Source organism: Verrucosispora sp. FIM060022, assembly GCF_003977705.1.
GTDB classification, from domain to species: Bacteria; Actinomycetota; Actinomycetes; order Mycobacteriales; family Micromonosporaceae; genus Micromonospora; species Micromonospora gifhornensis.
This window is the reverse complement of sequence record NZ_RQIV01000001.1, coordinates 1,254,528-1,268,609: the sequence shown is the minus strand read 5'-3', so window position 1 is coordinate 1,268,609 and position 14,082 is coordinate 1,254,528. Positions and strand designations below refer to the sequence as shown.

Genomic DNA, 14,082 nt, shown 5'->3' with positions numbered 1-14,082 from the left:
GGTGGGGTCTCCCCCGGCGAGAAGGTCAAGTGCGCCGCTCCGGCGCCTCGACTGGCGTCAGCCGGGAGTGAGTCGGAACACCGGCCACCCGATCTCGGTACGCCACCGCCGGGCGTCCCCGGTGTCGCGGGGACCCGCCAGGTACGTCTCGTGGACGGGCCCGTCGATGCCCAGGGCATGTGAGACGACCCAGTCCCCCAGCCGGCCGTAGGTGACGTCGATGTCGTCGTGCGGACCCGCGTGCACGGCCACGGCCAGGTCCGCCGCCGGGAACTCGACAACCTCCATCCGGCCGCCGCCATGCGGGCTGCGGACCGGTCGGAAGACGGTCATGACGCCGACGCCGTCGGTGAACAGTTCGTTGGCGTACCGGCCACCGGGCGGCCCGGCGCGTTCGGCCGGCGGGAAGGCGGCATCCAGCTCGTCCATGGCCGTGTCGAACCAGACGAGCGAATCCTCGATCCGGACCGTCGCGCTGATGGCGACCACCGTCCGCGCAGGCACGGAACGCAGCTCGACGTCGAGTGTCGCGGCGTCCGGTTGCAGCAGCTGGCGCAGGGACACCACCGCCGCGCGCGTACGGTCGAGCTCGGCCTCGAGCCGGCGCAGGTGACCCGCGATGAGCTCGGCCCGCTGGTGCGGATCGCCGGTCGTGATGATCGACCTGACTTCGGCAAGCGGCACGTCGAGCTCACGGAGCCGGTGGATGACCTGCGCCGTCGCGATCTGGTCGGGCAGGTAGTACCGATAGTTCGTGTGCGGATCCACAGTCGCCGGCACCAGCAGCCCGGACTCGTGATAGCGCCGCAGGGTCCGTACGCTCAGCCGCGTCACGGTGGCGAACTCGCCGATGGTCAAGCCCTTGCGCAACGTCACGGTGTCATCCTCGCGCCTCCCCCGAGGAGAGGGTCGACATTCGGCGTCTCGACGGTCTCCCGCGCGGTCGCCGACCAGGCAGCAGATGCCGTACCCCGAAGGTCGGTCAGGCGGCCGGGAAGTCGGCTCCCCGGGACAGCGCTTCGCAGGCACGGATGTCGTCGAGATTGCGTTCGAGCGTGGCGACGGCCGTGTCGAATCCGTCGCTGCCGAGCACGAGTCGGTGCGGGGGCGTGGCCTGGGCCATCGCGGCGATCACCGCCTGCACTCCGCGTTGCGGGTCACCGGGCTGCTTACCGTCCTGATCGATCATGGCAGCGCGTACCTGCTCCAACATCGGCAGGTACGCCGGGATGGTCTCCGCGACGGCTTCGTCGGCGAAGCCGGCATAGGCGCGGGTACGGAAGGCACCCGGTTCCACCGCCAGCACCTGGATGCCCAGCGGCGCGACCTCCCCGCGCAGCACCTCGGTGATGGCTTCGAGCGCGAACTTGGCGGCGCTGTAGTACCCGAATCCCTCGATACCGCGCAGCCCGGCCACCGAGGACATGGTGATGATCCACCCACTGCCTCGGGCGCGCATTCCGGGCAGAGCCGCCCGGATGACCGAGAGCACGGCAAAGAAGTTCAACTCGAACATGCGTCGGACGTCGGCGTCCGCCATGCCCTCGATCGACCCGAACCAGCCGCGTCCGGCATTGTTGACAAGCACATCGATGCCACCGAAACGGTCTTCGGCAGCACGCACGGCCTGCTCGACGGCCTCGGTATCGGTGACGTCCATGGGCAGGATCAGGACGCGGTCGCCGTATCGCCGCGCCCACGAGTGCAGCTCGTCGGGCCGCCTCGTCGTCACCGCCACCTGATCGCCGTTGTCGAGGGCGGCCTCTGCGTACGCGATGCCGAACCCGCCTGGGGTGCCTCCGGTGACAAACCACGTCTTCATGCTCATTCCACTCCCCCGTTGACGGCATCGGACGCTGGCTGGTCGGCGTCAGATTGCCTGGTGAACTCGCGCGTTCACCCGATCCTGAACGCTCCCCGTGCGGGAGGGTCCAGGGTTTCGATGTGGTCGGCGAGCCGGGCGGCCCCGGTGAGCAGGGCACGGCCGCGCGCGGTGAGTTGGTCCCGCCACTGGCGCAGCGACGCGGCGAGCGGTTCGGCACCACCGGCTTCGCGTACCCGACGCAGCACGTCGGCGATGTGGTCGAGCCGGTAGCCGCCGCGACGCAGCAGGTGCGCGAGTTCGGCGTCGCGGACATCGCCTGCTGAGTAGACGCGGTAGCCGGTGGCCACGTCGCGCACCGGCTGCAGAATGCCGGCCCGCTCCCACTTGCGCAGGGTCGCCGGTCGTACGCCGAGCCGGTGGGCCAGCACACTGATCGGTACGGCGGTGCGGCGCTGCGGTTGCGGCGGCGAGCCGGTGAGCACGGCGACGGCCGCCTCGACCGCGTCGAGGGTGTCCCGGTCGCGTTGCAGCAGCTCATGGCTGTGGTCGATGGTGCGCAGTGCCGCGTCGATGTCGCCACGGTTGACGGCCCGCATGATGTCGCCGCTGGCCGCGTAGCCGTGGCCGGGGATCAGCGCGAGGTAGGCGCTCAGCGCGGTGGCGTGCACCTCGGTGAACCGGCGGTAGCCGGTCGGGCTGCGCTCGGCCGGCGGCAGGACGCCATCTCGTTCGTAGTTGCGTACCGCCTGCGCGGACAGCCCGTGACGGCGGGCGAGGTCGACCGGTCGGCGTACACCCGGGTTGGAGGGTTTCGGGGCGGTCACCGTGCTCCATCGGTTGAAAGCCTCAATCGGTGGTTCAACGATACGGTTGATGCAATGACGTCGCTTCTCGACCTGTTTGCCGTACCGCCGTCCCTGCTCGCGCTCGGTGAGCCGACGCACGGCGAATCCGCCTTCCTCCAGATCCGCAACGAGGTCTTCCTCTCGCTGGCCGAGCACGGCTACCGGTCGATCGCGTTGGAGAGCGACCGGGCTGCCGGGCTGATCGCCGACGACTTCGTGCAGGGCTCCGCCGCCGTCCCGCTCGACCGTGCGCTCGCCGAGGGGTTCAGTCACGGGTTCGGTGCCGCCCCGGCCAACCGTGACCTGCTGCTGCGGATGCGCGAATGGAACACCGGGCGGCCGGCTGCCGAACGCCTGACGTTCCACGGCTTCGACGCCCCGTTGGAACTGGAGGGTGCCCCCAGTCCACGGCGTCACCTGGTCCGGGTGTGTGAGTTCCTCGACCTGGACCGATCGGCGGAGATCGACGACCTGGTCGGCGACGAGGCGCGCTGGAGCGACCCGGCAGCGATCTGGGAGCCGGGCAGGTCGATCGGGGGTTCGGCCGACGCCCAGCGCCTGCGGGTGATCGCCGACGACCTGCTGACCGAGTTGTACCTGCAGGCACCCCGTCGACCCGAGGGCTGGCAGTCGGCGTTCGTCCACGCCATGTCCGCCGTCGCGGTGCTGCGCTACCACGCCGCAGCCGCCGCACCACTGACCCAGGAGGCACGCTTCGCCCGCCTGGCCGGAGTCCGGGACGCGCTGATGGCCGAGAACCTGCTCGCGATCCGGTCGGTGGAGGCACACCGCGGACCCACAGTGGTCTTCGCGCACAACACGCACCTTCAGCGCCAGTTGAGCACGATGACGATGGCCGGAACGGACCTGTCGTGGGCCGGTGCCGGCGCGATCGTTTCCTCGCTGCTGGGCGACCGGTACGCGGTGATCGTCGGAAGCCTCGGCGCGAGCCCCGCACTCGGCATCGAAGCGCCCGCCCTGTCGACCTACGAAGGCAGACTCCAGCAGGACACCGGGCTTCCCCGGTACGTCCGGGCGTCCGACATCGAACCGGCCGAGCGCAGAACGCACGACTACCGCTACTTCCCCCTCGATGACGCCACCGTCGCCCACGCCGACGCGGTGCTGCACATCCCGACCGGCGTCGGCGCGGCCACGCTCGCCGAGCGGATCCTCGCGCTGCCCGGCGTCGAGCAGGTCGTGGCGAGCCAGGAGAACGGATCACCCGAGGTCGCCTGGGGCGACCGGTTCTTCCACGTCGGCGCGGACCGTCGCCAACCGTTCGCCACCATCGTCGAACACGACGTGCCCGGCTTCGACGAAGCGTCCCAACTCGACCGTCCCGGCGTCTTCCGCCTCAACCTCGACCTCGGCCGCGCCGAGTTCGAGCGCCGGTTCGGCTTCCCACCCAAGGACTTCGAGGAACACCGGCACGAGTTCGACTTCGCCCGGCTGGACACCGTCGTGCCGCACCCGGGCTACGCCCTGTACGGCTTCGCCAGCATCGTCATGCCCGGCCCGCACCTGCTGCCCGAGGTCGACCAGCTCCTCGCCGTCGCGCACGCCCGCGCGGTCGACCGCCACGAGCGCGCCGTACGCCGGGCGGCGGGCCAGCAGGAGTGAGGCCGCGAGCGGTACCGGCGCCTCGCTTGGCGCCGGCCGGGCCTCGCAACGAGCCTGAGCATCGAGGCCGTGGGTGGAGATTCAGCCGAACCTCGTCCACTGCCCCTCGGACACCACGTCGACGGCGCCGTCGACGACCTTGATGGCCGTCTGTTCGTCGATGGCGTAGGCCGGGCCGCCGATGTCAGCCGCCCACCGCTGCGCATCGGCCGGCGTGTTCGTGGGGAAGAGGTTCAGGTGCGGGAAGATCGAGAAGTCGACGACGCCCAGAGTTCGGTCGTCCGGCGCCGACGCCCACTCGACGAAGTACGCCCCGATCCGCGGCGTCATCACCATGCTTCCCGCACTCACCCCCACCCAGACGAGGTCGGGCAGCGAGGGCAGCAGATCGGCCAGCCCGGACTCTCGCATCCAGTGACACAGGTACGTCGCATCGCCACCGTCGACCAGCAGCACATCAGTCTCCCGAACCCAGGGCACCCACCGCTGCGCGCCGATGCTGGGCAGCGCGGTCAACTCCAGGACACCGAGCGAACCCCAGCCCAGGCCGGACAGGTACCGCCAGTCGGACCCGGGGTCGGCGGCCACCAGACCCCGCACCGACGCCGGCCCGCACATCGGGTGGCCCCACTGTGCCGTCGGGATGCAGAGGGCGCGGGACTCGGCGACCGGCTTACCGAGAAGCTGCCGGAGCGCGGTATGGATGCTCGGGTTCGTCACACCGCCGGACGTCAGCAACAGCTTCACGACATCTCCAAGATCGAGCGGAAGGACGATGCACCTCAGGGCCAGGGAGCCAGCCCATCGTAGGCCTGGCCACGCTCCGCCACGATCCCGAAGATGGCCCCTCAAAGATCACGCTCGATACATGATCGAGTGGCATCGGCGCGGCACCATCACCACGTGATCCCTGTTCGAGGGCGGTCTTGAGGTGCCGGGTCAGGCCACCGAATCAGCGAACCGCTGGCGGGTGAGCTCCGCGACGATCTCGCCGTCCTCGTCCGGCTTCAACTCCTGGAAGCCGATCGAGCCGTAGAGACCCCGGGCCAGGTCGTTCGACGTGTGTACGGACAGCCGCACGCCCTGACAGTCGGGCCGCTCCATCAGCCAGCGCACCAGGGTCAGTACGGTGGCCCGGCCCAGCCCGGCACCCTGCCGCGACGCGTCGATGACCATCCCACCGATCCAGTAGCTCTGGTCGTCGTCGTCCCAACCCCACATGACGTGACCGACGACCTCGTCGTCGGCGCAGACCGCCAGCGAGTGCCACACCCCTTCACGCAGACTGAGCAGCAGATATCGCGCGGCCGACGGGGCGACGAAGTCCCGTTGGTCGTCGCGAGGTACGACGTCCGCCACCGCTCGCCAGTTGTCGTCGTCGACCGGCTGCGTCGGTTCGCCTCGCCGGATGCAGCAGGCCACTTCGCGTGAAAAAGGCGTGAAGAATTGCGCATTCGTCGTGAGGATCGCGTTATAGCACCTGTCATTCCCGACTGGTCGGCGCTGTGATTGCCCGGCGTGGCCGACAGAAGCGGGCCGCGGCACCCCGAGGTCGGGATTGAGGAGCCGGTCGTGTCTGACGTGGTGTTCGTCGTGTTGACGGTGGCGCTGTTCGCGCTGCTCGCCCTGATGGTGAGGGGTGTGGAGAAGCTGTGAGCGTCGTGAACGTCGCCGGTGTGGTGCTGGCGGTCGGCCTGGCGGTTTTCCTGGTGATCGCCCTGCTGTTTCCGGAACGGTTCTGATGACCGGCACGAGCACCGGTGTGTTGTTCGTTCTTTCGTTGGTGGTGGCCCTGGCCGTCGTACACCGGCCGTTGGGCGACTATCTGTACCGCGTGGTGTGCGCCGAGCGGCATTCCCGGGTCGAGCGCGGGATCTACCGGCTGATCGGGGTGAACCCGGCCGCCGAACAGTCCTGGGGTGTGTACGCCCGCGCCGTCCTGGCGTTCTCCGCCGTTTCGGTGCTGTTCCTCTACGCCTTCCTGCGGCTGCAGAACCACCTGTGGCTGTCGCTCGGCTTCGACCCGGTGGTCGCGCACGGGGCCTGGAACACGGCGGTGTCGTTCGTGACGAACACGAACTGGCAGTGGTATTCGGGCGAGTCGACGATGGGCCATCTGGTGCAGATGGCCGGACTGGCGGTGCAGAACTTCGTCTCCGCCGCGGTGGGCATCGCGGTCGCGGTCGCACTGGTACGCGGCTTCGCCCGCAGCCGCGCCGGGCAGTTGGGCAACTTCTGGGTCGACCTGACCCGGATCACGCTGCGGGTGCTGCTGCCGCTCTCCGTGCTCGCGGCGCTGGTCCTGATGATCGGTGGCGCGGTGCAGAACCTCTCCGCCGGTACGGAGATCACCACGTTGACCGGGGGCGGCCAGAGCATCACGGGTGGGCCGGTGGCCAGCCAGGAGGCGATCAAGAATCTCGGCACCAACGGTGGTGGCTTCTACAACGTCAACAGCGCCCACCCGTTCGAGAACCCGACCGCCTGGACGAACTGGTGGGAGACCTTCCTGCTGTTGGTGATCCCGTTCAGTCTGCCGCGGGTGTTCGGCCGGATGGTCGGTCAGGTTCGGCAGGGCTACGCGATCGTCGCGGTGATGGCGACCCTGGCGCTGGCCAGCGTCGCGCTGACCACCGCGTTCGAGGTGTCCGGTCACGGCACGGTGCCGCAGGCGATCGGGGCGGCCCTGGAGGGCAAGGAGGTGCGGTTCGACGTGTCGAACTCGGCAACCTTCGCCGCCGCGACCACGCTGACCTCCACCGGTTCGGTGAACTCGTTCCACGACTCGTACACCGCGCTCGGGGGTGGGGTGCTGCTGGTCAACATGATGCTCGGCGAGGTAGCGCCCGGCGGTGTCGGCGCGGGCCTGTACGGGCTGCTCATCCTCGCCGTGATCACGGTCTTCGTCGCCGGGCTGATGGTCGGCCGAACGCCGGAGTACGTGGGTAAGAAGATCGGACCACGTGAGATCAAACTGGCCTCGCTGTACTTCCTGATCCCCCCGGCGCTGGTGTTGATCGGCACCGCGGCGGCGTTCGCCACCGGCAACCACCTCACCGCGCTGAACGCCGGCCCGCACGGGCTGTCCGAGGTGCTCTACGCGTTCACCTCGGCGAGCAACAACAACGGTTCGGCGTTCGCCGGTCTGACGGTGAACACGCCGTGGTGGAACACGGCACTCGGGCTGTGCATGCTGGTCGGTCGATTCGCGCCGATCATCCTGGTGCTGGCGTTGGCCGGTGCCCTCGCGCGGCAGCAACCCACCCCCGCCTCCCCCGGCACCCTCCCCACCCATCGCCCGTTGTTCGTCGGGATGGTCGTCGGCGTCACGGTGGTCCTGGTCGCGCTGACGTTCCTGCCCGCGCTGGCGCTCGGCCCCCTGGCCGAGGGGCTGTGATCAGCATGAGAGAGAAGGACATGACCGTCGCCACGCCCCACGCCTGCACCCCCGGCCCACCGGCCACCCACGGCAACCGGGGCGGCGGCCTGCTCGACCCGAGGCAACTCCTCCGTTCGCTGCCCGACGCGCTGGGCAAACTCGACCCTCGTTCGCTGTGGCGCAACCCGGTCATGCTGATCGTCGAGATCGGCGCGGCCTCCACCACCGTCCTCGCGGTGGCGCAACCGTCGGTGTTCGCCTGGGCGATCACGGCGTGGCTGTGGCTGACCGTCGTCTTCGCCAACCTCGCCGAGGCCGTCGCCGAGGGCCGGGGCAGGGCGCAGGCCGCCGCGCTGCGTACGGCGCGGGCCGACACCGTCGCCACCCGCCTGCTCGACTGGACCGCGGGCACTACCCCCGGCTCCTACCGCACCGAGAGCGTCCCGGCCCCGCACCTGAGGCAGGGTGACATCGTGGTGGTCGAGGCCGGCGAGACCATCCCCGGTGACGGGGACGTGGTCGACGGCATCGCCAGCGTCGACGAGTCCGCGATCACCGGTGAGTCCGCGCCGGTGATCCGGGAGTCCGGCGGCGACCGCAGCGCCGTCACCGGCGGCACGAAGGTGCTCTCCGACCGGATCATCGTCAGGATCACCCAGAAGCCGGGCGAAAGCTTCATCGATCGCATGATCGCCCTGGTGGAGGGCGCCAACCGGCAGAAGACCCCGAACGAGATCGCACTGAACATCCTGCTCGCCGCGCTCACGATCATCTTCCTGCTGGCGGTCGTCACCCTCCAACCCCTCGCCATCTTCTCGAAGGACTTCCAGGCCGCCGCCGCGGACAGCCCGGCGATCACCGACGATGGCGTGACCGGCATCGTGCTGGTCGCGCTGCTGGTCTGCCTCATCCCGACCACCATCGGCGCGCTGCTGTCGGCGATCGGCATCGCCGGCATGGACCGCCTCGTGCAGCGCAACGTGCTCGCCATGAGCGGGCGGGCCGTGGAGGCCGCCGGCGACGTCAACACACTGCTGTTGGACAAGACCGGCACGATCACGCTCGGCAACCGGCAGGCCGCCGAGTTCCTGCCGGTCGAGGGCGTCACCGCCGGCCAGGTGGCCGACGCGGCCCAGTTGTCCAGCCTCGCCGACGAGACCCCGGAGGGCCGGTCGGTCGTGGTGCTCGCGAAGAACGCATTCGGGCTGCGGCAGCGCGAACCGGGCCTCATGCCGCACGCCACGTTCGTGCCGTTCACCGCGCAGACGCGGATGAGCGGTGTGGACCTGACACCCGGCGACGGTGGGCCGGCCCGACGCATCCGCAAGGGCGCCGCCGCCGCGGTGATGCAATGGGTACGCCAGCACGGCGGCCACCCCACCGAACAGGTCGGCCAGGTGGTGGACGAGATCAGCGGCATGGGCGGCACGCCCCTCGTGGTGGCCGAGCACGTCGACGGTCAGCCGGCCCGCGCCCTGGGCATCATCCACCTCAAGGACGTGGTCAAGGCCGGCATGCGGGAGCGCTTCGACGAGATGCGCCGGATGGGCATCCGCACCGTCATGATCACCGGCGACAATCCGCGTACCGCGCAGGCGATCGCCGACGAGGCCGGGGTGGACGACTTCCTCGCCGAGGCCACGCCGGAGGACAAGCTCGCCCTGATCCGCACGGAACAGGCGGGCGGCCGACTGGTCGCGATGACCGGCGACGGCACCAACGACGCCCCCGCGCTCGCCCAGGCCGACGTGGGCGTCGCCATGAACACCGGCACCTCCGCCGCGAAGGAGGCCGGCAACATGATCGACCTCGATTCCGACCCGACCAAGCTGATCGAGATCGTGGAGATCGGCAAACAACTGTTGATCACCAGAGGAGCGTTGACCACCTTCTCCATCGCCAACGACATCGCGAAGTACTTCGCGATCATCCCGGCGATGTTCGCCGGGCTCTACCCGAGTCTGGACGTACTCAACATCATGCGCCTGTCGGGTCCGGAGTCGGCGATCCTGTCGGCGGTCATCTTCAACGCGATCGTCATTGTCGCGCTGATCCCGCTCGCGCTGCGCGGCGTGCGGTACCGGCCCGCCGCCGCGTCGAGTCTGCTGCGCCGCAACCTGCTGATCTACGGCCTCGGCGGCATCATCGTGCCGTTCCTCGGCATCAAGCTCATCGACCTGCTCATCCAGTTCGTCCCGGGGATCTCCTGATGCGCCTACCCACCTGGCTCGCCCACCATCTCGCCGCCCTGCGCGCGCTGCTGGTCTTCACCGCGCTCGCCGGAATCGCCTACCCCCTCACCATGGTCGCCGTCGGCCGCCTCCCCGGCCTCGCCGACCGCGCCGACGGCTCGATCATCGAGGTCGACGGCCACGCCGCCGGCAGCGCCCTGATCGGGCAGTCCTTCACCGACGCGGACGGCAAGGCCGTACCGCGCTACTTCCAGTCCCGTCCGTCGGCGGCCGGCGACGGCTACGACCCCACCTCCACCGGCGCCACAAACCTCGGCCCGGAGGACGTCGTCGACGTCATCGCCACCGACCCCGACGAGAGCAGGCAGAGTCTGCTCACCCAGGTCTGCGCCCGCAGCAGGGCAGTCGGCGAACTCGACGGCGTCGACGGTCGCCGGCCGTACTGCACCACCGACGGAGTGGGGGCGGTGCTGGCCGTCTTCCGTGCCGACGGGCTGACCGGCCCGGTCCTCCGGGTGGTCAGCGTCAACCAGACCGCGCCGGCCACCCCGTTCCTCCCCGGCTACGCGGGCGTGCCGGTGGAGTTGGCCCAGCCGGGGCAGGACTACCGGGCGGCGGGGGCGACCATCGTCCCCGTCCGAGGTGACGCGCCCGCCGTGCCCGCCGTACCGGCCGACGCGGTCACCGCCAGCGGCAGCGGCCTCGACCCGCACATCAGTCCGGCATACGCGCGACTCCAGGTCCCGCGGGTGGCCCGCGAGCGCGGCGCGGACCCGGCCGCGGTCGAACGTCTCGTCGACGAGCACACCACCGGCCGTACGCTCGGCTTCATGGGCGCGCCCGGGGTGAACGTGCTGGAACTCAACCTCGCCCTCGACGAGACGTTCCCGCCACGCTGACGCCAGCGAGCCGGGACCGCAGTGTCCCGGCCCGGCACCCGCACCCCGGCCGCCGACCGCGTGGAGAGGACCACTGCTGTGCCGCGAGGGGAACTACGCATCTACCTCGGTGCCGCACCCGGCGTCGGGAAGACGTACGCCATGCTCGAAGAGGCCCAGCGACGCGTCGAACGTGGCACCGACGTGGTGATCGCCCTGGTCGAGACCCACGGCCGCCCGCACACCGCCGCCATGATCGGTGACCTGGAGGTGATCGCTCGCCGCACCGCCACCTACCGGGGCGGCACCTTCCAGGAGATGGATCTCGACGCGGTCCTCGCCCGTCACCCCGCGGTCGCCGTCGTCGACGAATTGGCCCACACCAACGTGCCCGGGTCGCGCCACGCGAAGCGGTGGCAGGACATCCAGGAACTGCTCGACGCCGGGATCAGCGTGCTGTCCACGGTCAACATCCAGCACCTGGAGTCGCTCAACGACGTCGTCGCCCAGATCACCGGCACCACCCAACGCGAGACCGTGCCCGACCAGATCGTGCGGGCCGCCGCGCAGGTCGAACTGGTCGACATGACCCCCGAGGCGCTGCGGCGGCGGATGGCGCACGGCAACATCTACCCGCCGGACAAGATCGACGCGGCGCTCGGGAACTACTTCCGGGTCGGCAACCTCACCGCGCTACGGGAGCTGGCCCTGCTCTGGCTCGCCGGCACCGTCGACGAGCAACTCGACGCGTACCGCGCCCAGCAGGGCATCTCGGCCACCTGGGAAGCCCGCGAACGGGTCGTCGTCGCGCTCACCGGCGGCCCGGAGGGCGCCACGTTGATCCGCCGGGCCGCGCGCATCGCCGCCCGCAGCAAGGGCACCGATCTGCTCGCCGTACACGTGGCCCGCAACGACGGCCTCGCCGGAGCCGACCCCGCCCACCTGGCCCGGCAACGGGTGCTGGTCGAGAGCCTCGGCGGCACCTACCACCAGGTCCTCGGCAGTGACATCCCGGCCGCGCTGCTCGATTTCGCCCGCGGCGTCAACGCCACCCAACTCGTCCTCGGCGCCAGCCGGCGGGGCCGCTTCGCCCAGGTGCTCTCCCGTGGGGTCGGGGTCACCACCACCGCACTGTCCGGGCCCATCGACGTCCACCTGGTCACCCACCCCGAGGCCGGGCGGGGCCGGCGTACCGCCGGGGTCCCGGCGTTGTCCCGACGCCGCCGGCTGCTCGGCTTCACACTCGCCGTGCTCGGCATGCCGGTGCTGACCGCGTCGCTCAAAGCGCTGCCGGATCTCACCCTCACCAGCGACATCCTGCTCTTCCTCGCCGCCGTCGTCGGTGTCGCGCTCGTCGGCGGACTGTGGCCGGCGCTGCTCGCCGCGCTCGGTGGTTCCCTGCTGCTGAACTGGTTCTTCACGCCACCCTTCGCCACGTTGACCATCGCCGGGGCCGACAACCTGCTCGCGTTGGCGGTCTTCGTCGGCGTCGCCGTCGCCGTCAGCGGGGTCGTCGACATGGCCGCCCGCCGCACCCGGGACGCGGCCCGGGCCTCCGCCGAGGCGCAGACCCTGGCCACCGTGGCCGGGAGCGTGCTGCGCGGCCAGCGCCCGCTGACCGCCCTGCTGGACCGGCTCCGCGAGACGTTCGCGCTACGTGCGGTCAGCGTGCTGGAGTTGGTGGACGCGGCCGACGGCCGACCCGACCGGGCTCGCGAGGAGGCGGCCTGGCGGTTGGTCGCCAGCGTCGGCGACGCGCCGGCGACCAGCCCCGGTGCGGGCGAGACCGCCGTGCCGGTGGACGACCGACTCACCGTCGTGCTCTGCGGCCGCCGGCTGGCGGCCTCCGATCGGCGCGTCGTCGAGGCCTTCGCCGCCCAGGCCGCCGTCGCGCTGCGTCAACAACGCCTGGCCGCGCAGGCCGCCGCCGCCCGGCCGCTGGCAGCGGCGGACCGGATGCGCACCGCGCTGCTCGCCGCGGTCAGCCACGACCTGCGTACGCCGCTCGCCTCGGCCAAGGCGGCCGTGTCCAGCCTGCGCAGTCACGACGTCGAGTTCGACGCCGCCGACCGGGACGAGTTGCTCGCCACCGCAGACGAATCCCTCGATCGGCTCGGCCGCCTCGTCGCCAACCTGCTCGACATGAGCCGCCTACAGGCCGGGGCCCTCGGCGTACACGCCGTCGCCATCGGTGTGGAGGACGTCGTACCCCGGGCGTTGGACGAACTCGGGCCACCCGCCGCCGGTGTCCGCACCGACATCCCCGCCGACCTGCCGGCCGCGACCGCCGATCCCGGCCTGCTGGAACGGGTCCTGGTCAACATCGTCGCCAACGCCCTGCGACACAGTCCACCGCACCGGCCGCCACTGGTCACCGCCAGCGCCCACGCCGGCCAGGTCGAGCTGCGGATCATCGATCACGGGCCCGGCATTCCCGCCGACCAGTGGGAACACGTCTTCCAACCGTTCCAGCGCCTCGGCGACCGGGACAACACCGCAGGAGTCGGCCTCGGCCTCGCCCTGTCCCGCGGGCTTGCCGAAGCCATGGGCGGCAGCATCACCCCCGAGACCACCCCGGGTGGTGGACTGACCATGGTGCTGCGGCTGCCCGCCGCCGCATCGGTGACCGCCATGGAGGAACCGCCGGCATGAACCGGATTCTCGTCGTCGACGACGAACCGCAGATCCTGCGCGCCCTCGGCATCAACCTGCGCGCCCGTGGCTACGACGTGCAGGTCGCCGCCACCGGCACCGACGCCCTCAAGGCCGCCGCCCGCCATCCGCCCGACCTGGTCGTCCTCGACCTCGGCCTGCCCGACCTCGACGGCGTCGAGGTCATCCGAGGGCTGCGCGGCTGGACCGGCGTACCGATCATCGTGCTCTCCGGCCGGGCCGGCAGCGACGACAAGGTCACCGCCCTCGACGCCGGTGCCGACGACTACGTGACCAAGCCGTTCGGCGTCGACGAACTGCTCGCCCGCATCCGCGCCGTCACCCGCCGCCACACCGCCGACACCGCCGACGGCCGGGCGGGCAGCCAGGCACGCGTGGGGCGGCACACGGTCGACCTCGCCGAACGGATCGTGACCCGCGACGACGGCACCGAGGTCCGACTCACCCCCACCCAGTGGGGTGTCCTCGAACGACTGCTGCGCCACCCCGGCAAGCTGATCACCCAACGTCAACTGCTGCAGGACGTGTGGGGACCGGAGTACCAGAACGAGACCGGCTACCTGCGCCAGTACATGGCCCAGCTTCGCCGCAAGCTGGAAACCGACCCCGCCCGGCCACGGCACCTCCTCACCGAACCCGGCATGGGCTACCGCTACCGCCCCTGACG

13 protein-coding genes are annotated in these 14,082 nt (G+C 70.7%); 8 read left to right on the top strand and 5 right to left on the bottom strand.

What is annotated here, in order from left to right; all coding sequences use genetic code 11:
* Positions 1-57 precede the first annotated feature (57 nt).
* The 3 genes from EG812_RS05575 to EG812_RS05565 form a co-directional block, all read right to left on the bottom strand.
* Positions 58-876, bottom strand: coding sequence for a MerR family transcriptional regulator (locus EG812_RS05575; RefSeq protein WP_126710928.1), 819 nt, complete (start codon positions 874-876; stop codon positions 58-60).
* Positions 877-982: 106 nt separating this feature from the next.
* Positions 983-1,822 (bottom strand): SDR family NAD(P)-dependent oxidoreductase, encoded by an 840-nt coding sequence (locus tag EG812_RS05570; RefSeq protein ID WP_126710927.1) that lies wholly within the window; start codon positions 1,820-1,822, stop codon positions 983-985.
* A 74-nt stretch (positions 1,823-1,896) separates the two neighbouring features.
* Positions 1,897-2,649: a TioE family transcriptional regulator gene (locus tag EG812_RS05565; RefSeq protein ID WP_126710926.1), complete on the bottom strand. Its 753-nt coding sequence runs from the start codon at positions 2,647-2,649 to the stop codon at positions 1,897-1,899.
* A 54-nt stretch (positions 2,650-2,703) separates the two neighbouring features.
* Between EG812_RS05565 and EG812_RS05560 the strand changes: the two genes are divergently transcribed.
* Complete coding sequence (locus EG812_RS05560; RefSeq protein WP_126710925.1) at positions 2,704-4,293, top strand: DUF6194 family protein; 1,590 nt, start codon at positions 2,704-2,706, stop codon at positions 4,291-4,293.
* A gap of 81 nt (positions 4,294-4,374) precedes the next feature.
* Here the strand turns inward: EG812_RS05560 and EG812_RS05555 are convergent, their stop codons facing one another.
* Positions 4,375-5,040 carry a Type 1 glutamine amidotransferase-like domain-containing protein gene (locus tag EG812_RS05555; RefSeq protein WP_126710924.1) on the bottom strand — a complete coding sequence of 222 codons (666 nt, stop codon included), beginning with the start codon at positions 5,038-5,040 and terminating at the stop codon, positions 4,375-4,377.
* A gap of 192 nt (positions 5,041-5,232) precedes the next feature.
* A complete protein-coding gene (locus EG812_RS05550) occupies positions 5,233-5,652 on the bottom strand; it encodes a GNAT family N-acetyltransferase (RefSeq protein ID WP_233579385.1) in 420 nt (139 codons plus the stop codon).
* Between the two features lie 159 nt (positions 5,653-5,811).
* Between EG812_RS05550 and EG812_RS29235 the strand changes: the two genes are divergently transcribed.
* The 7 genes from EG812_RS29235 (at position 5,812) to EG812_RS05515 (ending at position 14,080) form a co-directional block, all read left to right on the top strand.
* Positions 5,812-5,949 (top strand): hypothetical protein, encoded by a 138-nt coding sequence (locus EG812_RS29235; RefSeq protein ID WP_199743807.1) that lies wholly within the window; start codon positions 5,812-5,814, stop codon positions 5,947-5,949.
* Positions 5,946-6,035 (top strand): K(+)-transporting ATPase subunit F, encoded by a 90-nt coding sequence (kdpF, locus tag EG812_RS05540; RefSeq protein WP_050814620.1) that lies wholly within the window; start codon positions 5,946-5,948, stop codon positions 6,033-6,035. The genes EG812_RS29235 and kdpF overlap by 4 nt, the downstream gene beginning before the upstream one ends.
* Positions 6,035-7,690 carry a potassium-transporting ATPase subunit KdpA gene (gene kdpA, locus EG812_RS05535; RefSeq protein WP_126710922.1) on the top strand — a complete coding sequence of 552 codons (1,656 nt, stop codon included), beginning with the start codon at positions 6,035-6,037 and terminating at the stop codon, positions 7,688-7,690. Before kdpF ends, kdpA begins: the two co-directional genes overlap by 1 nt.
* 20 nt (positions 7,691-7,710) lie before the next feature.
* Positions 7,711-9,882 (top strand): potassium-transporting ATPase subunit KdpB, encoded by a 2,172-nt coding sequence (gene kdpB, locus EG812_RS05530; protein ID WP_126711122.1) that lies wholly within the window; start codon positions 7,711-7,713, stop codon positions 9,880-9,882.
* Entirely contained in the window at positions 9,882-10,763 is an 882-nt protein-coding gene (locus EG812_RS05525; protein ID WP_126710921.1) for a potassium-transporting ATPase subunit C, read from the top strand. Before kdpB ends, EG812_RS05525 begins: the two co-directional genes overlap by 1 nt.
* 78 nt (positions 10,764-10,841) lie before the next feature.
* On the top strand, positions 10,842-13,394 hold the full coding sequence (locus EG812_RS05520) for a sensor histidine kinase (RefSeq protein ID WP_126710920.1): 2,553 nt from the start codon (positions 10,842-10,844) through the stop codon (positions 13,392-13,394).
* Complete coding sequence (locus tag EG812_RS05515; protein ID WP_126710919.1) at positions 13,391-14,080, top strand: response regulator; 690 nt, start codon at positions 13,391-13,393, stop codon at positions 14,078-14,080. The genes EG812_RS05520 and EG812_RS05515 overlap by 4 nt, the downstream gene beginning before the upstream one ends.
* Positions 14,081-14,082: the final 2 nt, after the last annotated feature.